The following is a 25,939-nucleotide window of genomic DNA, read 5'->3' on the forward strand; positions in this document are numbered from 1 at the left end:
GCGCAAACTTGAACGCCTTCACAGTCAGAGCCGCCCCACCGCGCGTATAGTGCGTGCTAATGTCATAGGCCTAAGGACCAGAGGGGAGAGACGCGCACATGGACGCCTCGCGCATTCTCGACGCCATCATCCGCTCGAACTATCGGATGGCGCTGCTCAACAGCAGCGAAAGCGATCGTCTGGTCGCCCTGTTCAAGCGCCTCACCCTGACCACCGGCCGCGCCATCTATCACTGGCGCCCGAACATGGGGCTGTCCCGCCTGGGGGTGGAACACATCCTCATCCCGCGCACCCGCACGCCCGGTGAAGTACTCTCCTATATCGGCGCGAGCCGCCACTTCGGCGTATACCTCCTGCAGGACTTCGGCGGCGCGCTCCAGCGCACCACCGTCCGCCGCGAGCTGCTTCGCATCGACGAAGCCAACGACGGCGTGGACCGCCTGGTGCTCTTCCTGGACACCCAGCTCACCATCCCCGATGAGCTGCGCGGACGGGTGGCCAACATCCGCCACAACGTCAAACCACGTCAGCGCCAAGCCACCGGCTAACCGCCCTTGCGACACGGTTTTGGCCCGTCAGCCAGAGGACACGGGCCAAGGACGACAACCAAGGGATGACATTACCGGCCGGCGTATCACCGGCGACGCCGCGGGCGGCCGCCCCTGCTACGCTTTTGCCTCTGCGCTGACGGCGTAGTCGGCGTTTCATCGAGCCCAACCAGACGGCAGAGCTCTCGGACCTCGCCGGGCTTCAGGGCAACGTGCCGCCCCTGGCGCAGGCCGGGAGGCAGTTGCACGGGGCCGAACTGCACCCGGATTAGGCGACTGACCTGAACACCCTGGGACTCCCACAGGCGCCGCACCTCGCGGCGACGCCCCTCACGCAGGCGCACCCGGTACCACTCATTGGCGGCATCATCCTCCGGTGACAGCGGTTCGATACTCTCGAAGGCAGCACGGCCGTCTTCGAGCGAGACGCCCTGCATCATGCGCTCGAGCATCTCGGGCGTCACCTCGCCGAACACGCGCACGGCGTAGTCCCGGGGCAATCGATGACGCGGGTGCATCAGACGGTTGGCCAGCTCGCCGTCGGTCGTGAACAGCAACAACCCCGAGGTGTTGACGTCCAGCCGTCCAACCGCAACCCAGCGACCACGCTTGAGGCGCGGCAGGCGGGCGAACACCGTCGGCCGCCCCTCGGGATCGGAACGTGTGGTGACCTCGCCTGCAGGCTTATGGTAGGCGATGACCTGGCGTTCCGGCACAGAGGCGGCGCGGCGCGCCAGCGGCCGTCCATCCACGGCGATGCGGGCATCACCGGTGACACGATCCCCCAGGGCGGCCACGCGGCCGTTGACGCGTACCCGTCCTGCCTCGATCCACGCCTCCATCTGCCTTCGGGAGCCGAGCCCGGCGCGGGCAAGGACCTTCTGCAGCTTCTCTGTTTCCGTGGCTGGCGCCGTTGTCATGACGTCTCTCCGCTGTCGGGCTCATCGGGCGGGCGCAGATCGAGCTCGGGGTGCTCGTCGCCATCGAGATCGCGCAGCTCCATCAACGTCGGCAGCTCCTCGAGGCTGTTGAGGTCGAAATAGTCGAGAAAAGCACGCGTCGTGCCGAACATCGCGGGGCGCCCGGGCAAGTCACGATAACCGAGAGTGCGAATCCAGTTCCGGTCCTGCAGCGTGCGCATGATCGAGCTCGAAACACTCACCCCGCGAATATCCTCTATCTCGCCCCGGGTGATGGGCTGACGGTAGGCGATGATCGCCAGGGTCTCGAGCAGCGCACGCGAATACCGCGCCGGCCGCTCCTCCCACAAGCGAGCGACCCACGGCCCCAGTGCCTCGCGAACCTGCACGCGGAAGCCGCTCGCGACCTCGCGCACCTCGATGCCGCGGCCCTCGTAATCCTGCGCCAGCGTCGCCAGCGCCTGGCGGATCTCTGCCGGCGTCGGCGCCCGCTCCTGGGGAAACAGACCGCGCAAACGCTCGACGGACAGCGGCTCGCCAGCCGCCAGCAACGCGCCCTCGAGAATGTGCTTCAGTGCCGGCTCAGTCACTGTCGCTCTCTTCCTCCGTGGCGGGCTGGCCCGTATCGTCGCTCCGCCCGCCGGTGGCGCGCACGTGAATCGGAGCGTATGGCTCGGTCTGCACGAGCTCCACCAGACCTTCCTTCAGCAGTTCCAGCACCGCCAGGAACGTCACCACGACACCGGCGCGACCCTCTTCGGGCGCAAACAAACCGGTGAACGCCACGAACCGATCGTCCGAGAGCGAGGCGAGCGTGTCGGCCATGCGCTGACGAACCGACAACGCCTCCTCCTGGATCTGGTGGTGGCTGTGCATGCGCACGCGCTCCATCACGCCGGCGAACGCGGCGAGGAGCTCGCGCAGGCTCACCTCCGGCGGCTGGCGCTCCGCACGATAATCCGGCGCCACGGCCATTGCCGGAAATATGTCGCGGGCGATGCGTGGCAGCTCGTCGAGGTCTTCGGCGGCCTGCTTGAAGCGTTCGTACTCCTGGAGCCGGCGCACGAGCTCCGCACGTGGATCGGCCTCTTCCTCCTCGACGGCGGGCGGCCGTGGCAGCAACATGCGCGATTTGATCTCGGCAAGGACCGCGGCCATCACCAGATACTCGGCGGCGAGCTCCAGACGCATCTCGCGCATGAGCTCCACGTACTGCATGTACTGCCGGGTGATCTCGGCGATAGGGATATCGAGGATATTCAGGTTCTGCCGCCGAATGAGATAGAGCAGCAGATCCAGCGGCCCCTCGAAGGCCTCCAGGAACACCTCCAGCGCATCCGGCGGAATGTAGAGATCCTGCGGCAGCTGCGTAACGGGCTCGCCGCGCACCCGGGCGAGCGCCTCCGCCGCCGTCTCCACGGTCTCCGAAGAGGAGGCCTGTGTCATCGTGCGCCCAGGCTAGCGGTAGTCCAGGCCAACGGCCGAACGTACCTCTTTCATGGTTTCACGAGCCACCGAACGCGCTCCGTCGCACCCCTCGTTGACGATATTGCGCACGGTCTCCGGATCGCTCTCGAGCTCCTGCGCGCGCTCGCGAATGGGCGCAAGCTCCGCCTGGATCGCGTCGATCACCGGCCGCTTGCACTCCAGGCAGCCGATACCCGCCGAGCGGCACCCTTCGAGCACCCATTCCTGCGTCCGCTGATCCGAGTACACCTTGTGGAAATCCCACACCGGGCACTTGGTAGGCTCGCCGGGATCGCTGCGGCGCACCCGCGCCGGGTCGGTGGGCATGGTCCGGACCTTGCGGTCCACCTCGTCCGGCTCCTCGCGCAGGAAGATGGTGTTGCCATAGGACTTGGACATCTTTCGTCCGTCCAGTCCGGGCATGCGCGGCGCCGGGGTCAGCAAGGCCTCCGGCTCCGGCAGAATGGTGCGGCCTCCACCCTCGAGATAGCCGAACAGCCGCTCGCGGTCGCCCAGCGTGATGTTCTGCTGATCGGCGAGCAGTGCCTGGGCCACCTCCAGCGCCTCGGCGTCCCCCTGCTCCTGATAACGCCGGCGCAACTCGCGGTAGAGCTTGGCGTTCTTCTTACCCATCTTGCGTACGGCCGCTTCGGCCTTCTCGGCGAAGTCCGGCTCGCGGCCGAAGATGTAGTTGAACCGCCGTGCCAGCTCCCGGGTGAGCTCCACGTGCGAGACCTGGTCCTCGCCCACAGGCACCGCGGTCGCCTTGTACATGAGGATATCGGCGCTCTGGAGCACCGGATAACCGAGAAAGCCGTAGGTGGCCAGATCCTTCTCGCGCAGGTTCTCGATCTGATCCTTGTACGTGGGGACGCGTTCGAGCCAGCCCAGCGGCGCGACCATGGACAACATCAGGTGCAGCTCGGCATGCTCGATCACCCGGGACTGGATGAACACCTGCGCCAGTGACGGGTTGACGCCGCAGGCGAGCCAGTCGATGACCAGGTGCCAGACGTTGTTCGCGATGATCTCGCGCTCGTCGTAAGCGGTGGTCAACGCATGCCAGTCGGCGACGAAGAAAAAGCACTCGTGCTCGTGCTGCAGCTGCACCCAGTTCTTGAGCACACCGTGGTAGTGCCCCAGGTGCAGCGGCCCCGTCGGGCGCATGCCCGATAGCACGCGCGCGCGCCGCGTATCGTGGCTAGTCAACGTCCCTCCTTGCGATACTCGCCTGCCAATGGGGTGACCATGATACCTGTCGCGGCCGCCCCACGCAGCGCCACTCGGCGACCGCCCCCGAACACGGCATGCGCCGCAACTGCCGACGGCCTCACCACCCTCAGGCCGCCTCGAACAGGGAAGGATCCCCCGACCCGCGACGCACGATCACCGGCGCACTGCCGGTGAGATCCACCACAGTGCTGGGCTGCATACCACCGGGGCCACCATCCACCACGGCATCCACCTGACTGCCGAGACGCTCGCGAATGAGCTCGGCATCGGTCATGGGCAGCTCCTCGCCGGGCAACATCAGCGACGTGGAGATCAGCGGCTCACCCACCTCGCCGAGAACGGCCTGGGCAACCCGATGGGCGGGCACGCGAATGCCGATGGTCTTGCGCTTGGGATGCTGCAGCCGTCGCGGCACCTCGCTGGTGGCGGGCAGCACGAAGGTGAAAGGGCCGGGTGTATGCGCCTTCAGCAGCCGGAAAGTGTTGTTCTCCACCCGCGCGTAGACCCCGATGTCGGAGAGGTCCCGGCAGACGAGTGTGAGATTGTGGCGGTCGTCCAGGTGCCGGATCCGGCGAATGCGGTCAATGGCGTCCTTCTCGCCCATCCGGCAGGCAAGCGCGTAGGTGGAATCCGTGGGGTAGACGATCACGCCGCCTGCCTGCAGAACCTCTGCGGTGCGACGCACCAGTCGAAGCTGTGGCGTCTCGGGATGGATTTGGAAGAATTGACTCATCGCCCCTCCTCACAGTCGGGCTACCGCGGCGCCGCTGGCGATGGCCACTGACGCACGGTCTTTCACATTGGCTGCCTCCGCAGTGTAATGGCGGGCACGGTCCAGCGTCAGTGATCATGTGTCCACGGGCGCGTCGAATGCCGGCATGAACCATGCGCGAAGCGATCGCGGCTGAGTGGCGGGACTCGAAGCTGTTGGCAGTCGGGGCTCGGAACCTGGAACTTGCGGCTCGAACTTGCCACGCATCCGGGCGCCTCGTAGAGTCGGCAGCATTTTCTCAGGAGCGAGCCATGTACTACGCGATCTGGAGCGAAGACGTCGAGGACAGCCTGCCACTGCGGCAACCGGTAAGAGCCGATCATCTGGCGCGCCTGGAAACCCTGCGCGAAGAAGGCCGCTTGCTGCTCGCCGGGCCGTTGCCGGCCATCGACAGCGAGGATCCGGGCCCGGCGGGTTTCACCGGAAGCCTGGTAATCGCGGAGTTCGAGTCCCTGGACGCGGCGCAGGCCTGGGCCGACGCCGACCCCTACGTGGCCGCCGGGGTCTACCGCTGCGTTACCGTGAAACCGTTCAAACGCGTGCTGCCATGAACGAGGATCGTCCCGCGATGATCGAGAGCCGGCTGCGGGCGGCAATGACCGTCGACGATCTGGAGATCGTCGACGACAGCCATCGTCACCGCGGCCATGCGGGAGCGCGCGCGGGCGGCGGCCATTTTCGCGTACGCGTGGTCAGCCCGGATTTCGCCGGAAAGGGAACCATTGCCCGGCACCGGATGGTCTACGCGGCCATGGGCGATGCGATGCGTGCCGATGTCATCCACGCCCTGAGCATTCGTGCCCTCACTCCGGCCGAGGCGAACGCCGACGCCGGCGAGGGTTGACCCCAACTGACATCCAATTGATTGGACAGGGAGAGAGCATGAAAAGGCATCTCATCGTCGGAGCGAGCCTGGCCCTGGCGGCCAGCCTGAGCGGCGCCCAGGCCGCCGACCCCGGTGAGCCGGTGGTCACCGTGAACAAGGAGGTTCTTACCGACACCGAATTCAGCCAGGCGCTCAGCGAACGCACCCAGGGGCGCGGCGGCCAGCTGCCGCCGGCGCAGAAGCGCCAGTTCCTCCAGCAGATGGTGGACTTGCAACTTCTCGCCCAAGCGGCGAAGGAGCGGGGGCTCACCGACGATCCCACCGTCGTCGCCCAGCTCGAGAACACCCGGCGCGCCATTCTCGCCCGTAGCCTGATCCAGAAGGTCGCCGAGGAAGGCATCTCCGACGACGCGGTTCAGGAGGCCTACGACGAGCAGTACGCCGATCAGAGCGGCGGCAAGGAGTTCAAGGCCCGCCATATCCTCGTGGAGGACGAGGATACTGCCAAGGACCTCATCACCCAGCTCGACGAAGGCGCGGACTTCGCCGCGCTCGCCAAGGAGCATTCCACCGGCCCCAGCGGCAAGAAGGGCGGCGATCTCGGCTGGTTCGGACTCGACCAGATGGTCCCGGCCTTCGGCGAGGCGCTGAAGTCCATGGACAAAGGCGCCTACAGCGGCGAGCCTGTGAAGACCCGCTTCGGCTGGCACGTCATCCAGCTCGACGACACCCGCAAGGCCGAGCCGCCGAAACTCGACGAGGTGCGCGGGGACATCGAGAGTCAGCTCACCCGCGAGAAAATCCAGGCGCTCGTCGACGACCTGCGCAACGAGGCGGACATCGACTACCAGGCCGACTGGGCCGAGGAACCGTCCTCCGAGGACGGCAACGGCGGTGAGGAAGGCTGACGCGCCCCTTGCCTAACCCGCCCAAACGACGACGGCGGCCCCTGCGGCCGCCGTCGTCGCATCCATGTGGCCACGCCGATCAGGCGTTCGCGGTCTCGTCCTCCAGACGTTTGAGATGCTCACGGGTGAGCTGCTGAAAACGCGGTGTGAGGCCGGCATCCGCATAGATAGGGTCGCCCTGCTCGTCTTCGGAGACGACCTCCGAGCCCTGCACATAGGGAAAGGCCACCTCGATCTCGTCGAGCGCCGTCGAGAGCAGGTCGGTGATGATCTGCTCCTGTGATCGTCCCGGGTACATTTCCGCCAGTGCCGCCAGCTTGGCGGCATCGTGCACCGGCAACCGCACGCAGTACTGTTGCGGCGTCCGACGCTCGCCAGCGGACTCCTGCCAGGTTTCGAGCAGATCACGCAGCCTCATATAGCTTCCCTCGCGACTCGCGCCAACGTTAACGTTCAAGCTTCCCCATCAACATGGCACCACGGCGGTGCGACTACAAGAGCGTCTATTCGCCGGCCACCGTCATGCCCTCCACCACCAGCGAGCCGGTGCGGATACTGCCACGGGTATCCACGTCCCGACCCACGGCAGTGATACTGCGGAACATCTCGGCGAGATTGCCGGCAATGGTGATTTCCTCCACCGGATAAGCGATTTCACCGCCCTCGATCCAGAAACCGGCCGCGCCGCGCGAATAGTCACCGGTCACGGTATTCACGCCCTGGCCCATGAGCTGAGTAACCAGCAGGCCCTCGCCGATGTCGGCGATCAGCTCATCGAGTCCGCGCTCACCCGGCTCCACGGTGAGGTTGTGCACGCCGCCGGCATTGGCCGTCGTCTGCATGCCGAGCTTGCGCGCGGAATAGCTGGACAGCACGTAGCCCTGGAGGATGCCGTCGGCCACCAGGTCGCGCTCGCGCGTGGCGACACCCTCGCCGTCGAAGGGCGCGCTCCCGAGCGCCCCGGGCAGATGGGGCTCCTCGCGGATCGCGAAACCTTCCGGAAAGACCCGTTCGCCGAGATGGTCCACCAGGAAGGAGGCACGACGGTAGAGGTTGCCTCCGGAAATCGCTCCCACGAAGTGCCCAACCAGCCCCCGCGCCATGGCCGGGTCGAAGATCACCGGCACCCGCCGGGTCGACAGCCGTCTGGCGCCCAGCCGCGCGGCTGTGCGACGCCCTGCCTCGCGGCCCACCTCAGCGGCGGCCTGCAGCCACTCCGGGGCACGCGCGGCCGTATACCAGAAATCCCGCTGCATGGCGTCGCCTTCGCTGCCGAGCACAACACAGCTCAGGCTGTGCTGGCTGGCGGGGAATCCGCCGACAAAGCCTTGGGTGTTGCCGTAGACTCGAACGCCTTCCCCCGTGGAGACCTCCGCGCCTTCGGAGTTGGTGAGCCGTGGATCCACCGCCAGAGCAGCGGCTTCCGTCTCGCGCGCCAGCTCGATGGCAGCGTCGGCAGACAACGCCCAGGGGTGATACAGGTCCAGCTCTGGCACATTCCGGGCCATGAGCTCGGCGTCGGCGAGCCCCGCACAGGGATCCTCGGACGTGTGCCTGGCAATCTCGCACGCTGCCTGCACCGTCTCCCCGATCGCCGCGTGCGTGTAGTCAGCGGAGCTGGCCTCGCCCTTTCGCTGACCGAAATACACGCTCACGGCGAGGCCCCGGTCGCGCATGTGCTCCAGGGTGTCCACCTCGCCCTGGCGGACTTTGGCGGACAGGCCCTGGCTTGCGGTCGCCGCCACTTCGGCCGCCGTGGCACCCTGGCGCCCCGCCTCGGCGAGCGCCTGCTCCACCAGGGCCGTGAGCTCCGCCACTGACGGCAGCCCGCGGCCGCTGCTCGTCTGCGTCATCTGCCGCTCCTTCATGCCTGCGTTCCCCCGACAGTGAGCGCGTCCACCTTCAGCGTGGGCTGGCCGACGCCGACAGGTACGCTCTGCCCATCCTTGCCACAGGTACCGATGCCGCCGTCCAGTGCCAGGTCGTTGCCCACCATGGACACACGCGTGAGCACGTCCGGGCCGTTGCCGATCAGCGTGGCGCCCTTGACCGGGCGTGTCACCTTGCCCCCCTCGATGAGGTAGGCCTCACTCGCGGAGAAGACGAACTTGCCGGAGGTGATATCCACCTGGCCGCCGCCGAAGTTGACCGCGTAGAGCCCGCGGTCCACTGACGCGATGATCTCCCCGGGATCGTGGGGGCCGGCGAGCATGTAGGTGTTGGTCATGCGCGGCATGGGCAGGTGCGCGTAGGACTCCCGCCGTCCGTTGCCCGTGGGCGCGGCCCCCATCAGTCGCGCGTTGAGGCTGTCCTGCATGTAGCCCTTGAGCACACCGCGCTCGATGAGCACGTTGTACTGGCTGGGATTGCCTTCATCGTCCACGTTGAGCGAACCGCGCCGCCCGGGCATCGTGCCGTCGTCCACCACCGTGCACAACGGTGAGGCGACGCGCTCGCCGATGCGCCCGGCAAACGCGGAGGTACCCTTGCGATTGAAGTCCCCTTCGAGCCCATGGCCCACCGCCTCGTGCAGCAGCACCCCGGGCCACCCTGGACCGAGCACCACCGGCATCGTTCCGGCTGGCGCCTCGACCGCGTCGAGCTTGAGCAGCGCCAGACGCACCGCCTCGTGTGCGTGGTGGAGAACCGAGTCGTCGTCCAGAAAAACCTCGTAGCCACTGCGGCCGCCGCCACCGGAACTGCCACTCTCCCGGCGGCCACCGTCCTCGGCCAGAACGGTGACGTTGAGCCGCACCATGGGCCGTACGTCCGCCGCCAGACGGCCATCGGCGCCCGCCACCAGCACCACGTCGTGCACGCCGACGAGGCTGACGATCACCTGCTCGACGCGTGGGTCCTGCCGGCGCGCTTCGGCGTCGAGGCGGCGCAGCAGGTCCACCTTCTCGTCAGCACTCAGCGTCGCCAGCGGGTTGACCGGCTCGTACAATGCCCGGCCGGAGGCGGCCTGCCACGCCTGCACGCGCCCGGTCTCACCGTGACGGGCTATGGCGCGGGCAGCATCGGACGCCTCGAGCAACGCCGGCATCACGATCTCGTCGGAGTAGGCGAAGCCGGTCTGTTCCCCGCTCATGGCGCGTACGCCCACGCCCTGGTCCAGATTCCGGCTACCGTCCTTGATGATCCCGTCCTCCAGCACCCAGGATTCGCTGCGGCGCTGCTGAAAGTAGAGATCCGCGGCGTCGACGCCCGGCGCCATCAACTGGCCGAAGACTCGGTCCAGGTCCCCTTCGGTCAGTCCCGCCGGCTCCAGCAGATGCTGCCGGGCCAGCCCCAGGTTACGCTCCATGACCTCGGTGCTCATCGTTCACCTCCGCTACCGTCCGGCCACCGGGCCGTCGGCTGGTGTGCCGGGACGCTGTCGTGGGCTTCGCACCCCGCGTCCACCGCCCCTTGGTAAATCTCCGGGCGCCGGTGCGCCAGTGCCGGAATCCGCTCCCGTGCGGTGGCCACCGCGTCCGCCTGCCAGTCGGCCGACACCGGCCCGGGGCCATCGCCTTCGGCCGACACCCGTCCCCAGGGGTCGACGATCAGGCTGTGTCCCCAGGTCCGCCGGCCGCCCGGATGCTCGCCCACCTGCCCGGGGGCGAGCATCCACACGCCGTTCTCGATGGCGCGGGCGCGTACCAGCGTCTCCCAGTGCGCGGCACCGGTGGTGGCCGTGAAGGCCGACGGCAGCGCCACCAGCTCGCAGCCGGCGTCCGCCAGCGCCCGAAAAAGCTCGGGAAACCGGACATCGTAACAGACCGCCAGCCCCAGCCGGCCGCAGGGCGTATCCACCCACGCCAGGGCTTCACCCGCCTCGAAAGTTCGCGACTCGCGGTAGCCCTCGCCGCCCCCGAGGCTCACGTCGAAGAGATGCAGCTTGTCGTAGCGCGCCCGGCGACGCCCCGAAGGGTCATGGACGAGACAGGCGGCGCGCACTTTCCCCGGTGCGCTGGCCCGCAGCGGTATGGTTCCGCCCACGAGCCACAGGCGGTGACGCAAAGCGGCCGCGGCCAGCCACTGTTGCAAGGGCCCCTCCCCGTCGGCCTCGGCCACCGCCATCTTGGCTTGCTCGTCGGCGCCGAGAAACGCGAAGTTCTCCGGCAGCACAGCCAACACGGCACCGGCGGCAGCCGCGCGCGCCAGCGCCTCGTCGGCGGCACCGAGGTTGGTGTCGACATCGTCGCCCGATGTCATTTCAACGACGGTGAAGCGGTGATGCGTCATCCTCATCCTCCGTCGCCGGGGACCGTTCCAGGCCAAGCGGCTCGACCCGTGGATCGTCGATGGAACCGGTCACGCGATAGCGATAACGCGACAGCCTATCGACGCCACCGCCGAACAGCCGCTCGGCGAGAAACACCAGAATCGCCGTCTGCGGACCGCCGGCGAGGCCGAGCAGCGGCAGTGTCGAGGAGATGTTCGGGGTCACCGTCACCGTCTGATCCAACCGTTCGGCCACCAGATCCACCGAGCCGGCCACATCGATACGCCCGGCCGGCCCTTCCAGGAAGAACGCCTCCGGTTGTAGGACCCCGTCACTGGCCTGCAGGTTCGCCACCAGATGGTCGAACACCAGCCCCTCATTGGTGACATCGGAGAAGTCCAGGAGCAGGCGTCGCGGCAACAACGCCACGCTCAGCAACCCGAGCAACCGCCCGGCGCCCGGCTCCACCGCGGGCAGCACGCCGTCGGTCACCGTCAGCATCACCTGTCCGTTCAAGCCTACCGGTGTGGGGGCCGTGAGGGCACCGGGCCAAGACAGCTCCGCGTTCAGCGTACCGTTGCCGCCGCGAAGCAGATCGGGGAACCCCAGCCGCGTCAGCGCCGCCCCCGCGTCCGGGCTCCGGGCCTCGACGTGCAGTTGGCTGCGACCGTCCTTACCGCGTGCACCCTCGGCACTCAGGGACAGCTCGGGGTTGCGGAGCTCGAGCTGCTCCAGGCGCGCCTGCGGCCCGTCGCCATGTGTTCGCAGCGACAGCCGGCCCAGCGCGCGACCATCCACTTGCACCGATTCCGCAGTCAGCGCCAGCGAAGGCAGGCGCTCGGCCGCGAAAACCCCAGGCTCATCGTCACCACTCTGACCGGCCGAATGCAGGTGCACGTGCTGAAGGTTCGCCTCAACGGGCCGATCCGCATCATCGCGCTCCGGCACCCGCAGCGTGCCGGCGATATCCGGCCCCTGCAGCGTAACCTGCCAGCCCCCGCCGTCGCGCCGGGCGCTGACCGCCGCTTCCCCCACGCTGTAGCCGCCGAGACCTATCCGGCCCACGTTCAGATCGACTTCACGTACCAGTGGCAGCCACGCCGGTTCCGCCCCTCGGCCGCCACCGTCCGGCGTGATCCACGCCCACGGCAACCGCTGGAGCTGGCCGCGGACCACAGTGCCCGGGCCCTGCAACAGATCCGGGGCGGCGACGCCCCCGAGCCCGACGGCGAGACGCCGTAGCGTGTCGCCGGCGACATCGACGCGCAGATCCGCCCGGTCGCCAAGCCTCGCCCGTACGGGCTCGACGAAACCGCTGCCGTCGACGGTCGCCTCGATACCCAGGGACAGCGCCTCGTCGCCGCTCTTGCCCCAGGCGTCGGGCAAATCCAGCGCCAGCCCCCGCAGATCCGAGTCCACATTGATCCGTACGGGGCCGGATCTGCCATGGGGGGGAAAACCTGGCGCATCCACCTGAACCAGCCACTGGGTCTCGCCATCCACCGCCGCGGTCTGTTCTCCGGCCTGCGGCAGAAGATCGTCGACGCCCGCGGAGAAATGGCCGTCGACGACGATACGCGCGCCATTGCTTCCCGCTTCCGTGCGCGCGCGGCTCACCCAAGGCTCACCTGCGAACCGGCCACGCAGATCCTCCCATGCGAACCCGCGCTCGCTGAAGGTCACGCGCCCGCCCACCGCTTGAGCACTGTAGGGATGGCCCTCCAGGGACACCCCGGCACTATCGAGCGTCACCGCCCCATCCACGCGGGTGTTCTCCGCGCGTTTCAGCGGAACCTCCAAAGCGAGGGACAACGGCGCGTCGTCGTCGATACGCAGGGCATCGAACAGCGGCGGCGCCTTGCCGCCCAGCGGGGATTCACGCAGGTAGCGCAGCATGTCGTTGGTGGGCCCACGGGCCCGGAGATCGACATTCAGCACCGGGTCGTGCTCGAGCTCTGCAATGCGCGCCTCGCCACCGGCCAACGTCACGCCGAAAATGTGACCGGCGTCGGCCTGGATATGCATGCTCTCATTCTCGAACTCGAGCCATCCGCTCGCGTCGCTGACCGCGGGCCAGTCAGGACGGTACGAGAACGGAACATCTTCGGCCCGGCCGCGAATGTGAAAGTGGCCTTCGCCACCACGGAAGGGGAAGCGCCTCGCCGGACCGTAGACGAGCGCCTCGGCATGCGGGGCATGGCCACCACCGATGGCCTGATCCAGCCAGCCCACGAGCTTGTCGGGCATCACACCGGCGGGGTAATAGCGGCTCGCGTGACGGCCATCGCCGTTGTCGAGCGCTGCGGCGATATCGAGGAAGGGGCCATCCGGCACGCCGAACCATGCCGCCGCGCGGCCACGCAGGCGGCCGTCCGGGGAAGCGACACGCACACTGGACGCGGCGACGCGCCACAGTCCGTCATCCCGGTGGCGCCATGTGCCCGAGGCGGTCAGCCGATCGTAGGGCAACGGCTCACGGAAAAGCCAAGGAAGGTCGAGCGCCGAATCCTTCGCCTCGAGGGTGAAATGCCCGCCCCGGTCACCGGCGGTGACGGTACCGCTGAGCCCGCCGAAACCGGGCCACTTGCCACGGGCGGCGATGGCGATATCCGCCAGTCGAGCCGTCGCGCGCCACTGCTCGCCAGCCACGGCGGCGCGCACCTGCCGCAGAGAGCCGCCGGCGCGCAAGGCCCCGAGCGGCTGCGCCCACTGGGCGGGCAAGGCGGGCACCGACAAGGCGAGCGCACGCAGCGGCGCGACATTGAGCGCGGGCGCCGCCAGCCGCCAGCCGCGCTCGTCACCGGCCACGGCAAGCGCGTCGATGCGCCCGACGCTATCGGCCGTGCGCCACTGCCAGCCCCGGACATCGAGCCGCCAACCCTCGCTCGCCGGACGCCATCGGGCGCGCCCGGACAGGGCGTTCGCCGTGACACCGTGCAGGGTCATGTTCTCGGCGCTTACCGACGCCCGCACGTCCCGCAGACGGCCATTGCTGTAGCGCGTCCACAACTCCACGTCCGCGTTGCCCGCCAGCCCCCGGGGGCGTACACGCTCGGGCAGCCAGCCCGCGAGCGCGCCCAGCCGCACACGCCGGGCATTCAGGTAGCTGCGCCCGGCACCCGCCCCGGTGCCGCCCCGGTAGCGGATGGTAACGTTGCCTTCGACGACGTCAGGCGCGCTGGCACGGGCGGCGATGGCGATTTCGCCGTCGTCATGCCGGGTGATATCCGCATCCACATCCGTCAGTGTCAGGCGTCGGCGATCCGGCCCGCCGGTCAGCCGCACCACCCCGTTACGTAGCGCAAACCGTTCGGGCAGGGCCTGCAGGGACAGGCCGGCGCCGGCATCGCCCGGCCCGGTCCACAGAACCCCGTCGCCGTGCCGGACCGTGAGTGCGGCACCTTCGGCAGTCAGGCGCCCGACGCGCACCGTTGCCGTACGCAACGACGCCCACGGCGCCACCGTGATGGTGACGCGGGGAAGGCTCAGGCGCGCATCGCCGGAGCCGATGACCACATCATGAAGATCGAGCTCCGGCCGCCACCCGCGCACGCGACCGTCGACAGCGCCGACACTCACGTCCGTGCCGAGACGCTCGGCGACCATCGCAGCCAGTGGCTCGCGGAAACGCTCGGCGTGGCTGACCGCCCAGCGCAGGCCGAGCCCTGCCACGGCCACGAACGCGAGGACGATGGCCGAGAGATACAGCGTGAGGCTGGCTACACGCTTACCCGACACAAGGCGACCTCCGGCGGAGCTACATCAGGACGACGTCGAACTGCTCCTGGGTATAGAGCGGTTCGGCCTGGAACTCGATGGGCTTGCCGATGAACTCTTCGAGCTCGGCAAAGCTGTCGCTCTCCTCGTCGAGCAGCAGATCCACCACCTCCTGCGCGGCCAGGACGAGCAACCGCTGAACGTCATACTGGCGGGCCTCACGCAGAATCTCGCGCGAAATCTCGTAGCAGACGGTCTCCGCTGTCTTGAGTGTACCGCGACCTTCACAGGTCGGGCAGGGCTCGCAGAGAACGTGCTCCAGGGATTCGCGGGTGCGCTTGCGGGTCATCTCCACCAGCCCCAGGGCGGAGACGCCGCTTATCTGGGTCTTGGCGTGGTCTCGCTCCAGCGCCTTCTCCAGCGCACGCAACACCTGACGTTTGTGCTCGGCCTCCTCCATGTCGATGAAGTCGATGATGATGATCCCGCCGAGGTTTCGCAGGCGAAGCTGGCGCGCGATGGCCTGGGCCGCCTCCAGGTTGGTCTTGAAGATCGTCTCCTCGAGCGTGCGGTGCCCGACGTAGCCGCCGGTATTCACGTCGATGGTGGTCATCGCCTCGGTCTGGTCGACGATCAGATAGCCACCGGATTTGAGATGCACGCGCCGGTCCAGGGCCTTCTGGATTTCGTCCTCGATGCCGTAGAGGTCGAAGATCGGGCGCTCGCCGGGATAGTACTCGATGCAGGGGGCGATCTGCGGCAGGAACTGGCGGGCGAAGCTCACCACCTTCTCGTAATTCTCGCGGGAATCCACGCGCACCTTCTCCACACCGTCGGCGATCAGGTCGCGTAGCGCGCGCAACACCAGCGGCAGGTCGCCGTGCACGAGCGTGCCCGGCTGCGCGGTGGCCGAGCGCAGACGGATGGACTGCCAGAGCTTGAGCAGCAGATCGCGGTCCCGCCACAACGCCTCCTCACTGGCGCCTTCAGCGGCCGTGCGCATGATGAAGCCGTTACCGCCGGCGTCCTCCTCCTCGAGAAAGGATTCGCCGATGGCGCGCAGCCGGGCGCGCTCACCGTCGTCCTCGATGCGCGTGGAAATGCCCACGGTCGGATTGTCCGGCAGCAGCACCATGTAGCGCGAGGGGACCGTGATATGCGTGGTCAGCCGTGCGCCCTTGGTGCCAATGGGGTCCTTGATCACCTGCACCAGCACCGACTGCTGTTCCTTGAGCAGCCGGGTGATCTCGGGAGCGCCCGGCTCCTCCTCCAGCGCCTCATCGGTGCGGGCGATATCAGAGGCGTGAAGGAAGGCGGTCCGGGCCAGGCCGGCGTCGATGAACGCCGCCTGCATCCCGGGCAGCACCCGGGAAACCTGGCCCTTGTAGATGTTGCCCACCAGCCCCCGCCGGCGGGCCCGCTCGATGTAGAGCTCCTGTAGCGAGCCGTTCTCCACCAGAGCCACCCGCGTCTCCCGCGGCGTGACGTTGATCAGGATCTCCTGGCTCACGAGTGCCGCCAGCCCGAGAGGTAGTCCACCCCGAACTCGCCGAGCAGATCGCCGGTCTCGAACAGCGGCAGCCCCATGACGCCGGAATAACTGCCGTCGAGATGCTCCACGAACACCCCGCCGCGCCCCTGGATGGCGTAGGCACCGGCCTTGCCCACCGGTTCGCCGCTGGCCCAGTAGGCCTCGCGCTCCTCCGGGGCGAGCGTGCGGAAAGTCACGTGGCTCACCGACAGCCGGGTCGCCTCGTTCTCGTCGCTCACCAGCGCGACGCCGGTGAGTACCCGATGGCACTGGCCGGACAGTCGCTCGAGCATATCCAGCGCTTCGCCTTCATCATCCGGCTTGCCGAGGACTTCCTCGTCGAGCACCACGACGGTATCCGCCCCCAGCACGGGACGATCACCCGGCGAATTGGCGAGCCCGGCACGGGCCTTCTCCAGTGCCAGGCGCAGGACGAAGACCTCGGGACTCTCGCCGGGCTCCAGTACCTCGTCGACGTCCTGGGAAACGATATCGTAACGCACCCCGAGCTGGTCGAGCAGCTCGCGCCGGCGCGGTGATTCGGATGCCAGATAGATCGCGGCGTTGGCCTGCGGCTCCATGCCCATCCTCTCCGGTTGTGGTTTGCTACCGCGGCGCATCGCGGGGCGCCGGGGCGGACCCGACGCGGCCACACGGCACACCCCTTTTAATCACGATGATAGGGATGATTCCTGATAACCGTCCAGGCGCGGTAAAGCTGCTCGGCGAGGATCACGCGCACGAGCATGTGGGGGAAGGTCAGCGGTGAAAGCGACCATACGAGCTCCGCGCGCTGGCGGCAGGCACGGGAGAGGCCGTCGGCGCCGCCCACGAGCAGGGCCACGTCGCGCCCGTCCATCATCCACCCGTCGAGCCGCTCGGCCAGCGCCCGGGTGGCAAGGCTGCGTCCACCCTCGTCCAGTGCGACCACCCGCGCCTCACCGGCGGCGGTGAGCAGGCGCTCACCCTCTTCCTCGCGGGCTCTGTCGACGTCGCCGGCACGCCGGGCGCGGCTAGCGGCGATCTCGACGAGCTCCATGGTCAGCTCCCGGGGCATTCGGCCCGCGAACTCCCGGTAGCCGTCCGCCACCCAGGCGGGCATACGCTGCCCCACCGCAATGATGCGAAGCTTGATGGCGGCAGAACCTCAGCGCGTCATTCGGCGGTATCCGCCTCGTCATCGTCGTCCACCGCCCAGATGTGCTCCAGGCGGTAGAAATCCCGCACCTCCGGCAGCATGACATGCACGACCGCGTCGCCGAGATCGACGAGGATCCAGCCTGAGCTGTCCTCACCCTCGACACCCAGGGGCTGGAGGTCGGCAGCCTTGGCGAATTCCACCACGCGATCGGCGATGCTGCGCAGGTGACGGCGGGAAGTGCCACTGGCGAAGACCATGAAGTCGGTGATGGCGGTGCGCCCGCGCACGTCGAGGACGGTTACCGCCTCGGCCTTCATGTCCTCCACCGCATCCACCACGAGCTGGCGGACGGCCTCCGGTTGCATCGGCTGTTCGGACATGGGTCTGTCGTCGTCCTCCTCTCCCCACGGGGAGCGTTGTCTGTGCAGCGCCGCCCGGCGCCGCGTCATACCTGCGGGTAGCCGTACCAGCCCCTTCCGGCCAGCTCCCGCCAGGCGCGCTCCGGCATGAGGCAGCGGGCGGACTCGCCCCGCGCCAGAAGCCGGCGTACGCCGGTGGCGGAGATATCCAGTTGCGTGACCGGGAGAAAATACACCTGTCCGGCCGGGCGTGCGCGCAGATCATAGGGATCCCGGGTGCGGCGCGCCTCCAGCCACTGCGCGAACGCACCGGAAACCCGCGTCGGATGACCGGGCCGTTCCATGACCACCAGGTGCGCGTAGTCGATGAGCGTCTCCCAACGGTGCCAGCGCGGCAGGCCGAGAAAGGCGTCGGTGCCGAGGGCAAAGCACAGCGGGCGATCGCCGAGCTCCTGGCGCAGGCTGCAAAGGGTGTCCACCGTGAACGAAGGGCCATCCCGGTGAAGCTCACGATCGTCCACACGCAGACCGGGCAGCTCGGCGACGGCCTCGCGCAACACGGCGAGCCGCTGGCCGGGACCGACCCGCGGCGGTGGTCGGTGTGGCGGCACGCGCCCCGGCACCAGGCGCACCTCGGCGAGACCGAGGTGTTGGAGCAGCTCGACCGCCGGACGCAGGTGGCCGAAATGGACGGGATCGAACGTCCCGCCCAGGATGCCGATGGGTGCCTGCCGGGGCATCATTCGCGAATATGGCCGTCGCCGAAGACCACGTACTTCTCCGTGGTGAGCCCTTCCAGACCGACGGGGCCACGGGCATGGAGCTTGTCGGTGCTGATGCCTATCTCGGCGCCGAGGCCGTACTCGAAGCCATCGGCGAAACGAGTGGAAGCATTGACCATCACCGAGGCCGAATCCACCTCGCGCAGGAAACGCTGCCCGTTGGTCCAGCTCTCGGTAACGATGGCATCCGTGTGGTGCGAGCCGTAGCGCTCGATGTGGTCGATGGCCTCATCCAGCCCGTCCACCACCCGCACGGCGAGTATCGGCGCAAGGTACTCCTCGGCCCAGTCGGCTTCCGTGGCAGCCTCAGCGTCGGGCAGCAGCGCCCGGGTACGGTCACAGCCCCGCAGCGTCACGCCCGCCTCGCGAAAACGTCCGGCAAGTAGCGGCAGCATGGACTCGGCCACGGCGGCGTCCACCAGCAGCGTCTCCATGGTGTTGCAGGTACCGTAGCGCTGGGTCTTGGCGTTGAACGCCACGCGCTCCGCCTTTTCCGGGTCCGCGTGGGCGTCCAGGTAGACGTGGCAGACGCCGTCAAGATGCTTGATCATGGGCACCGTCGCCTCACGCATGATCCGCTCGATGAGCCCCTTGCCGCCTCGGGGTACGAGCACGTCCACGTACTCGTCCATGGTGATGAGCGCCCCGACTGCGGCACGGTCGGTGGTACCCACCACCTGCACCGCCTCGCCGGGCAACCCCGCCGCTGCGAGCCCTTCGCGGATGCATGCGGCAATGGCCTGATTGGAGTGGATTGCCTCGGAGCCACCACGCAGAATCGTGGCGTTGCCCGATTTCAGGCACAGCGCGGCCGCGTCGGCGGTCACGTTGGGGCGGGACTCGTAGATAATCCCCACCACACCCAGCGGCACGCGCATACGCCCGACGCGGATCCCCGACGGCATGGCGTTGACCTCGCGCATCGCACCCACGGGGTCGGGCAGGCCCGCAATCTGACGCAGCCCCTGCGCCATGGCCTCGATGCGGGCGTCGGTGAGCTCCAGGCGGTCGAGCAGCGCGGCGTCCAGACCGTTGGCACGCCCCGCCTCCAGATCGCGGGCATTGGCTTGCTGCAGCGTCTCCCGCGCCGCGCCGATCGCATCGGCGATAGCGTGCAGCGCGGCATTGCGCACGCCAGCCTCGCTGCGCGCGAGCTCGCGGCCTGCCCGCCGGGCGGCCTCACCCAGCCCCCTTACATAGCCTGCAACGTCGGTAATCGTCTCGTCGGCGCGAGCACTCATGTCCGTCTACCACTCCCTGCACCGGCCGCACGGCCGGCCAATCTCGCCATGTCGATGGCCAATTGTAACAGCTCATCCCACGCGCGCCCGCGTGCCGCCCCCTTGATAACCCGGTCGACCCGGCCGGCCTCCACGAGCAGCCGCTGCCAGTGACCGGCGGGCACCCGGACGGCCGCCTGCCACAGCGCCGCCTGCTCCGACTTGCGGATCCGGTGGCGGCGGAATGCGGCGTCCGGACTCCCCCCCTCGGCATGGGCGGCCTGGAGCTCGACGAGCACGCGCAGCGTGCGTGCCAGCACGCCCAGGGTGAGCACGGGCTCTTCGTCTTCCTCGCGCAGGGCATCGCAGATCCGCCATACCCGGGCAACGTCACCGCCGGCGACCGCACGCGCCAGGTCGAAGGTGACGAAACGGGCGCTGTCGCCCACCGCATCGCGCACTTCGGCCTCGCTCACGCGGCCCTCGCCACAGATCAGGGCCAGCTTCTCGATCTCCTGCGCGGCCGCGAGCAGATTGCCCTCGGCGCGCTCGGCGAGCAGCCCCACCGCGTCGCGATCGGCCTCCAGCCCACGGGCCTTCAGCCGGCGGGCAAGCCATCCGGGGAGCTGCCCGGGCAGCACGGGCCAGGCATGCATGTGCACGCCGGCGCCCGCGAGAGCGCGCACCCAGGCGGTCTTGCGCTGGCGCGGATCGAGCCGACCGCATACCACCACCAGGACGGTGTCCTCCGGCGGACGCGAGGCATACTCCTGCAGGGCACTGCCGCCCTCGCGTCCGGGCTTGGCATCCGGTAGGCGCAGCTCCACGAGCCGGCGGGCGCTGAACAGCGACAGGCTCTGTGCAGCCTCCCGCAACCGCCCCCACTCGAAGCCGCTGTCCGCGTGAAGCACCTCGCGCTCATCGTAACCGTCGCGCCGGGCGGCCGCGCGGATCTCGGCGAGCGCCTCCTCGACGAGCAGGGGCTCCTCGCCAGTGAGCAGGTAAACAGGCGCCAGCCCCTTGCGGAGATGGCCGCTGAGCTGCTCGGGCCGAAGCTCGGCCATGCCTATGGCTCCGGGGGGGCCGCGTCCGGAGCAACCGCCGCCACGCGGGCCAGCATCAATCGCACGGCTTCGGCACGCAGCTCATCGGTAAGCCGCTCGCGCCGGGACTGCTCGGCGAGGGCGTCGTCGCCGCTGGCGCGATAGCTGCCCTCGGCGGTGGCCACCTCGCGGCTGCGGACCACCTTGCCGCCGGCATCGGCCAGCCGATAGCTCAGGGTATAGCCGAGCTCGTACTCGGTGGCATGGCCGCGGTCGTCCTCGGCCAGAACCCGGCGGCGGGTCCGCTCACCAAGCAGCACCAGCACCTGCTCGGCCCGCTCGGGGGCCACCGTCTCCGCGCCCAGGGTGGCGAGCTCACGGCGAACGGTCCGCACGAGCACGGCCGTGTCCGCGGGCGACTCGATCGCGAGCGCCCGGCCGTCCAGCGCGGCGCCCCCGGCGCCGCGCAACTGCCAGCCGCAGCCGCCGATCAGCCCGAGCGCCAGGGTGACGACAATCCACGACGCCGCGCGGCGCACTACTTCGCCACCACGTTCACGAGCCGCCCAGGCACCACGATCACCTTCTTCACCGACTTGCCTTCGGTGAACCGCTGAACGTGCTCGTCCGCCAGGGCCTGCGCCTCGATGGCATCGTTGGCGGCGTCGGCGGCCACCTGGATGCGGCTGCGCAGCTTGCCGTTGACCTGCACCACGAGCTCGATGGTGTCGCGCTCCAGCGCCGCCTCGTCCACCTCCGGCCACGCCGCATCCACGATGGCGTCGTCATGGCCCAGGGCGTGCCACAAGCGGTGGGCGATGTGCGGCACGATGGGCGCGAGAATGAGCACGATGGCCTCGATCGCTTCCTGCCGAACCGCCCGTGCCTGCTCGCCGTCCGCTTCGAAACGGCTCACCGCGTTGGCGAGCTCCATGGTCGCCGCAATGGCCGTGTTGAAAGTGAACCGGCGGCCGACGTCATCGCTCGCCTTGGCGATGGTTTCGTGCACCTTGCGCCGCAGCGCCTGCTCCGCCTCGCCAAGGGCCGTGGTATTCAGCGCCGGCGCCGGACCGGGGGCCACGTGATCGTGGACGAGGGTCCACAGCCGGCGCAGGAACCGGTAGGCGCCCTCCACGCCGGAATCCGACCACTCCAGGGACTGCTCCGGCGGCGCGGCGAACATGGTGAACAGCCGCACGGTATCCGCGCCGAAGCGGTCCACCAGTGACTGCGGGTCCACGGTGTTGCCCTTGGACTTGGACATCTTCGCCCCGTCCTTGAGCACCATGCCCTGGGTGAGCAGGTTGGCGAACGGCTCGTCGGAATGCACCAGTCCCTCGTCGCGCAGTAGCTTGTGGTAGAAGCGCGCGTAGAGCAGGTGCAGGATGGCGTGCTCGATACCGCCGATGTACTGGTCCACGGGCGTCCAGTGGTCGGCGCGCTCGTCGAGCATGGCCTCGTGATTGTCGGCACAGGCGAAACGCGCGTAATACCAGCTCGACTCCATGAAGGTGTCGAACGTGTCCGTCTCGCGCTCGGCCTCGCCACCACACTCCGGGCAGGTGGTGCGGTAGAACTCGGGCATCCGCTTCAACGGCGAGCCGCCGCCATCGATGGCGATGTCCTCGGGCAGGCGCACCGGCAGATCCTCGTCGGGCACCGGCACGTCGCCACAGCGCTCGCACCAGATCATGGGGATGGGCGCGCCCCAGTAGCGCTGGCGCGAGACGCCCCAGTCCCGCAGCCGGTAATTCACCTGGCGCTCGCCGGTGCCCTCGGCCTCGAAATGGGCGGCGAGGCGCTCGAAAGCCTCCTCGGAAGTCAGCCCGTCGTACTCGCCGGAGTTGATCAGCCGACCCTTGGCGGTGAACGCCCCGGTCTCCAGGTCTGCCTCGCCGTCGATGGGCTCGATGACCTGCCGGATAGGCAGGCCATAGGCACGGGCGAACTCCCAGTCACGCTGATCGTGCCCCGGAACCGCCATGACCGCACCAGAGCCGTACTCCATGAGCACGAAATTGGCCACGTAGATGGGGAGCTCGTCGCCGGTGAGCGGGTGAATGGCGCGCAGGCCGGTATCCATGCCGCGCTTCTCAAGGGTCGCCATGTCCGCCTCGGCGACCGACGTATGGCGGCACTCCTCGACGAAGGCGGCCAGCTCCGGATTGTTCTCGGCGGCAGCCGCGGCGAGCGGGTGCTCAGCCGCCAGACCCATGTACGTCACGCCGTAGAGCGTATCCGGGCGGGTGGTGAACACCCGCAACGGCTCGTCACGCCCGCGCACCGGGAACGCCAGCGCCACGCCCTCGGAGCGGCCGATCCAGTTGCGCTGCATGGTGCGCACCTGCTCCGGCCAGCCGGGCAGCTCGTCGATAGCGGTGAGGAGCTCCTCGGCGTAGTCGGTGATCTTGAGAAACCACTGCGGAATCGCGCGGCGCTCCACCGGCGCGCCGGAGCGCCAGCCCTTGCCGTCGATCACCTGCTCGTTGGCGAGCACGGTCTGGTCCACCGGGTCCCAGTTCACCGTGGCGGTCTTCTTGTAGACCAGGCCCTTCTTGTAGAGCCGGGTGAACAGCCACTGCTCCCAGCGGTAGTACTCCGGATCACAAGTGGCGAACTCCCGCGACCAGTCATAGCCGAAGCCGAGCTGCTGGAGCTGGCTCCTCATGTGCGCGATGTTCTGCCGGGTCCACTTCGCCGGAGGCACCTTGTTCTGCATCGCCGCATTCTCGGCCGGCAGGCCGAAGGCATCCCACCCCATCGGCTGAAGGACGTTGCGGCCGCGCATGCGTTGGTAACGCGCGATCACGTCGCCGATGGTGTAGTTCCGCACGTGCCCCATGTGCAGCTTGCCGCTGGGGTACGGGAACATGGACAGGCAGTAATACGTCTCGCGGTCGGGGCGCTCGACGGCCCTGAAAGTGTCGTTGCGCTCCCAGTACCGCTGTGCCTCGGCCTCGACGACCTGAGGTTGATATGTCTCTTCCATCGGGCTTGAACGGTCCAGTGTTAGGCGTGTATCGACATGGGTTGCCGGCGAAGACCGCAAGGATACCTTGACCCGGCGCAGCTTTGCATCCGGGCACGCAAGACCACACACGAGGGTTTGATAGTGCGCCCACCGGGCGCATATTGGCGGAGACACGCACACGGTCGACGACGATGAGGTTCGAGCATGAGCAAGGAACAACGTGATCGCGAAATCCAGGGTTATGAGCGGATGCTCGAACGCCTGCGCGATCGCCTGGAGAGCGCGGAACGCGAATTCACCCCTCGCGTTCGGGAAGCACTCGAACACGCCCGCGACCGAGCCGTGGAGCTCGGTGAGCTCACACGCGAGGAAGCCGACCGCGTGGCAACCTCGCTGCGCCGGGACCTGGAGGACGCCGCCGACTACACCGCCCGCCACGACACCGACCTCAATGCGTGGCTGCGCATGGACGTTCAGCTGGTGGAAAACTGGTTGTGGGACCAGTTCAGCTCCGTCGCCGACCGCACCCGACTCGAATGGCTCCAGTTCCAGCAATGGCTGGAACGCGCTGCCGAATACCACACCGGCGAAATCGCCGGCCCCGGCGCGCTCCACTGCACCGACTGCGGCGAAACCCTCACCTTCACCAAGGCGGGCCACATCCCGCCGTGCCCGAAATGCCGGGGAACCGTCTACCGGCGTACGCCGATGACGCAGTAACACGGGCGAGACGGCACGCATCGACACCAAGCCTACGACGCACGGCCCCGGCGCCTTCGAATCGCCCGGGGCCGTGCCCCACGCACACGAGCAATCCAGCCGGTTTATTCGCGCTCTTCAGCCAGCCGCCGTGCCTTGCGTAACTGCTCCAGGGCCATCGGGTAACGGTGAATCGAGAGAGCCTTCTCTAGCTGGACGATGGCATCCTCATACCGATCCTGCTCCAGCAGGAAAGCACCGTAGTTGCCATAAGCGTGAGCCCGTCGCGGGAACAACTCTATCTCCTCCTTGTGCAACCGTTCCTCAGCAGCCGCGTCACCCGTATCGTCTGCGACCTTCATCAGGGCCTGCAGCACCCAACGCGTCTGATAGTCATGGCGAGCCAATCCTTTGGCCTTACGAAGAAGCGTCCGTGCCCGGTCGTACTCCTTGTAGAAGCGATTCAATACGCCCATCAGATACCACGGCTGAAAGCTCTGACCGCCCAACCGGTACGCCTGGTTGAGTGTCTTCCAGGCCTCCCGGTACTCATACTCGAGCATCTGAATCCGAGCCCGCATCGCATGCGCCCTGGCGAGCTTCGGATCCAGGTACAGTGCGTAATTAACGAATGCCCCAGCCTGATATATGGACCACGTGGCGAAATTGCGGCACCTTCGTGATTCGTGTGGGTAGCCCGCCTCAGCGCTCATGCCACCTGCGCCCTAGATGTTGTGGTGTACGGGGAGGCCGGCAGACGGGTCAGCCGGGCGCCGATGAGATAGGTCATGGTGATGAGGTTGCGCGTGGTTCGGTAGCCGCGCGCCCGGGCCTTGGCCGCCTGGATGAGCCCGTTGGTGGCTTCGACGCCGGCGTTGTTGAGCCGGGAGTCGAAGGCGTTGAGGATGCCGGTCCAGTGCGCCTTGATCGTCAGCGCCAGGCGCTTGAACGGCTCGAGCCGGCAGCGCCGCGCCCAGCTATACCAGCGCTTGAGCTCGGCCTCGGCGATCTCGCGTGGTGGCGCCTGGGCGTAGAGCTCGCGCAGGGCGTGTTTGAGCCGCCAGGCGCGGGCGGTCTTGAGCTGGGTGCGCGAGAGGCTGTGGAAGTCCTGGAGCTGGCGATGAGTCCAGCGCCAGCCGTCTTTCAGCCACACCCAGCGGGTGTGCTTGAGGATCGGCTGCTCGCGCACCTCGGCACGGCGCACGGCGTCGACGGCGGCGTTGGCGAGCTGGATGACGTGGAAGCCATCGAAGGTCACCTCGGCGCCGGGCAGGTACTTGCTCACCCCGGCAATGTAGGCCTTCGACATGTCGATGCACGCCGCGCGCACCGCCCGGGGATCGCCGCCGTGGCCGCGCAGGTCCTCGGCAAAGCGCGCCACGGTGTGCTGATCCCGCCCGGGGCAGGCGTAGAGCACGCGGCGCAGCTCGAGGTCGTGGAAGACGCTGATGTAGTGCTGGCTGCGCCGCGCGGCGGTCTCATCGATTCCCACCGCCGCGACATCGCTGTAGTCCTTGTCAATCCCGGTTGAGGCTGTCCGGTTTTCCCCGGGCTAAAATGTCCGCTGCTCGGTGATGGTGTGTCTGGGGTGA

At 68.2% G+C, this 25,939-nt stretch carries 26 protein-coding genes; 5 read left to right on the plus strand and 21 right to left on the minus strand.

Annotated elements, in window-relative coordinates; genetic code table 11:
- Positions 1-98: 98 nt before the first annotated feature.
- Positions 99-548: a hypothetical protein gene (locus ACPEES_RS16980; RefSeq protein ID WP_435104765.1), complete on the plus strand. Its 450-nt coding sequence runs from the start codon at positions 99-101 to the stop codon at positions 546-548.
- Positions 549-634: 86 nt separating this feature from the next.
- On the opposite strand, the gene rluB is transcribed toward ACPEES_RS16980, so the two are convergent.
- The 5 genes from rluB to ACPEES_RS17005 all read right to left on the minus strand — a co-directional run bounded on the left by rluB (position 635) and on the right by ACPEES_RS17005 (position 4,901).
- A complete protein-coding gene (gene rluB, locus ACPEES_RS16985; protein WP_435104766.1) occupies positions 635-1,468 on the minus strand; it encodes a 23S rRNA pseudouridine(2605) synthase RluB in 834 nt (277 codons plus the stop codon).
- Positions 1,465-2,058, minus strand: a complete 594-nt coding sequence (gene scpB / locus ACPEES_RS16990) for an SMC-Scp complex subunit ScpB (protein ID WP_435104767.1) — start codon at positions 2,056-2,058, stop codon at positions 1,465-1,467. Before scpB ends, rluB begins: the two co-directional genes overlap by 4 nt.
- Positions 2,051-2,914, minus strand: coding sequence for a segregation and condensation protein A (locus ACPEES_RS16995; protein WP_435104768.1), 864 nt, complete (start codon positions 2,912-2,914; stop codon positions 2,051-2,053). The genes scpB and ACPEES_RS16995 overlap by 8 nt, the downstream gene beginning before the upstream one ends.
- Before the next feature lie 12 nt (positions 2,915-2,926).
- Positions 2,927-4,144: a tryptophan--tRNA ligase gene (locus tag ACPEES_RS17000; RefSeq protein WP_435104769.1), complete on the minus strand. Its 1,218-nt coding sequence runs from the start codon at positions 4,142-4,144 to the stop codon at positions 2,927-2,929.
- Positions 4,145-4,274: 130 nt separating this feature from the next.
- Positions 4,275-4,901: an L-threonylcarbamoyladenylate synthase gene (locus tag ACPEES_RS17005; RefSeq protein ID WP_435104770.1), complete on the minus strand. Its 627-nt coding sequence runs from the start codon at positions 4,899-4,901 to the stop codon at positions 4,275-4,277.
- Between the two features lie 290 nt (positions 4,902-5,191).
- Here ACPEES_RS17005 and ACPEES_RS17010 point away from each other — a divergent pair, with 290 nt between their 5' ends.
- The 3 genes from ACPEES_RS17010 to ACPEES_RS17020 are packed head-to-tail and all read left to right on the plus strand — an operon-like array spanning position 5,192 to position 6,674.
- Positions 5,192-5,491, plus strand: coding sequence for a YciI family protein (locus tag ACPEES_RS17010; RefSeq protein WP_435104771.1), 300 nt, complete (start codon positions 5,192-5,194; stop codon positions 5,489-5,491).
- Entirely contained in the window at positions 5,488-5,784 is a 297-nt protein-coding gene (locus ACPEES_RS17015; protein WP_435104772.1) for a BolA family protein, read from the plus strand. Before ACPEES_RS17010 ends, ACPEES_RS17015 begins: the two co-directional genes overlap by 4 nt.
- Positions 5,785-5,822: 38 nt before the next feature.
- A complete protein-coding gene (locus ACPEES_RS17020) occupies positions 5,823-6,674 on the plus strand; it encodes a peptidylprolyl isomerase (protein ID WP_435104773.1) in 852 nt (283 codons plus the stop codon).
- Positions 6,675-6,753: 79 nt separating this feature from the next.
- Here ACPEES_RS17020 and ACPEES_RS17025 read toward each other — a convergent pair whose 3' ends face one another.
- The 14 genes from ACPEES_RS17025 to leuS form a co-directional block, all read right to left on the minus strand.
- Positions 6,754-7,092: a type 1 pili tip component gene (locus tag ACPEES_RS17025; RefSeq protein WP_435104774.1), complete on the minus strand. Its 339-nt coding sequence runs from the start codon at positions 7,090-7,092 to the stop codon at positions 6,754-6,756.
- 85 nt (positions 7,093-7,177) lie between these two features.
- On the minus strand, positions 7,178-8,527 hold the full coding sequence (gene pmbA, locus ACPEES_RS17030; protein ID WP_435104775.1) for a metalloprotease PmbA: 1,350 nt from the start codon (positions 8,525-8,527) through the stop codon (positions 7,178-7,180).
- Positions 8,528-8,538: 11 nt separating this feature from the next.
- Positions 8,539-9,996 (minus strand): metalloprotease TldD, encoded by a 1,458-nt coding sequence (gene tldD / locus ACPEES_RS17035; protein ID WP_435104776.1) that lies wholly within the window; start codon positions 9,994-9,996, stop codon positions 8,539-8,541.
- Positions 9,993-10,910 (minus strand): carbon-nitrogen hydrolase family protein, encoded by a 918-nt coding sequence (locus ACPEES_RS17040; protein ID WP_435104777.1) that lies wholly within the window; start codon positions 10,908-10,910, stop codon positions 9,993-9,995. The genes tldD and ACPEES_RS17040 overlap by 4 nt, the downstream gene beginning before the upstream one ends.
- Entirely contained in the window at positions 10,876-14,622 is a 3,747-nt protein-coding gene (locus ACPEES_RS17045; RefSeq protein ID WP_435104778.1) for a YhdP family protein, read from the minus strand. The genes ACPEES_RS17040 and ACPEES_RS17045 overlap by 35 nt, the downstream gene beginning before the upstream one ends.
- Before the next feature lie 19 nt (positions 14,623-14,641).
- Positions 14,642-16,111, minus strand: coding sequence for a ribonuclease G (rng, locus tag ACPEES_RS17050; protein WP_435104779.1), 1,470 nt, complete (start codon positions 16,109-16,111; stop codon positions 14,642-14,644).
- Positions 16,108-16,713, minus strand: a complete 606-nt coding sequence (locus ACPEES_RS17055; protein ID WP_435104780.1) for a Maf family protein — start codon at positions 16,711-16,713, stop codon at positions 16,108-16,110. Before ACPEES_RS17055 ends, rng begins: the two co-directional genes overlap by 4 nt.
- An 86-nt stretch (positions 16,714-16,799) precedes the next feature.
- Positions 16,800-17,267 carry a 23S rRNA (pseudouridine(1915)-N(3))-methyltransferase RlmH gene (rlmH, locus tag ACPEES_RS17060; RefSeq protein WP_435104789.1) on the minus strand — a complete coding sequence of 156 codons (468 nt, stop codon included), beginning with the start codon at positions 17,265-17,267 and terminating at the stop codon, positions 16,800-16,802.
- A 20-nt stretch (positions 17,268-17,287) separates the two neighbouring features.
- Positions 17,288-17,653: a ribosome silencing factor gene (rsfS, locus tag ACPEES_RS17065; RefSeq protein WP_435104781.1), complete on the minus strand. Its 366-nt coding sequence runs from the start codon at positions 17,651-17,653 to the stop codon at positions 17,288-17,290.
- A gap of 65 nt (positions 17,654-17,718) precedes the next feature.
- Positions 17,719-18,375 carry a nicotinate-nucleotide adenylyltransferase gene (gene nadD / locus ACPEES_RS17070; RefSeq protein ID WP_435104782.1) on the minus strand — a complete coding sequence of 219 codons (657 nt, stop codon included), beginning with the start codon at positions 18,373-18,375 and terminating at the stop codon, positions 17,719-17,721.
- Positions 18,372-19,655, minus strand: coding sequence for a glutamate-5-semialdehyde dehydrogenase (locus ACPEES_RS17075; RefSeq protein WP_435104783.1), 1,284 nt, complete (start codon positions 19,653-19,655; stop codon positions 18,372-18,374). Before ACPEES_RS17075 ends, nadD begins: the two co-directional genes overlap by 4 nt.
- Positions 19,652-20,698: a DNA polymerase III subunit delta gene (holA, locus tag ACPEES_RS17080; protein WP_435104784.1), complete on the minus strand. Its 1,047-nt coding sequence runs from the start codon at positions 20,696-20,698 to the stop codon at positions 19,652-19,654. Before holA ends, ACPEES_RS17075 begins: the two co-directional genes overlap by 4 nt.
- 2 nt (positions 20,699-20,700) lie before the next feature.
- Complete coding sequence (locus ACPEES_RS17085) at positions 20,701-21,216, minus strand: LPS assembly lipoprotein LptE (RefSeq protein ID WP_435104785.1); 516 nt, start codon at positions 21,214-21,216, stop codon at positions 20,701-20,703.
- Complete coding sequence (leuS, locus tag ACPEES_RS17090) at positions 21,216-23,666, minus strand: leucine--tRNA ligase (protein ID WP_435104786.1); 2,451 nt, start codon at positions 23,664-23,666, stop codon at positions 21,216-21,218. Before leuS ends, ACPEES_RS17085 begins: the two co-directional genes overlap by 1 nt.
- A gap of 186 nt (positions 23,667-23,852) precedes the next feature.
- On the opposite strand from leuS, the gene ACPEES_RS17095 reads away from it, so the two are divergent.
- The gene (locus tag ACPEES_RS17095) at positions 23,853-24,368 is read left to right on the plus strand and encodes a zinc ribbon-containing protein (RefSeq protein WP_435104787.1); all 516 of its coding nucleotides are present in this window, start codon (positions 23,853-23,855) and stop codon (positions 24,366-24,368) included.
- Between the two features lie 104 nt (positions 24,369-24,472).
- Here the strand turns inward: ACPEES_RS17095 and ACPEES_RS17100 are convergent, their stop codons facing one another.
- Both ACPEES_RS17100 and ACPEES_RS17105 read right to left on the minus strand, forming a co-directional pair.
- A complete protein-coding gene (locus ACPEES_RS17100) occupies positions 24,473-24,928 on the minus strand; it encodes a hypothetical protein (protein WP_435104788.1) in 456 nt (151 codons plus the stop codon).
- 128 nt (positions 24,929-25,056) lie between these two features.
- On the minus strand, positions 25,057-25,869 hold the full coding sequence (locus tag ACPEES_RS17105) for an ISL3 family transposase (RefSeq protein WP_435104790.1): 813 nt from the start codon (positions 25,867-25,869) through the stop codon (positions 25,057-25,059).
- Positions 25,870-25,939: the final 70 nt, after the last annotated feature.

Origin of the sequence: Arhodomonas sp. AD133, from assembly GCF_051195215.1 — a bacterium.
Taxonomy (GTDB): domain Bacteria; phylum Pseudomonadota; class Gammaproteobacteria; order Nitrococcales; family Nitrococcaceae; genus Arhodomonas.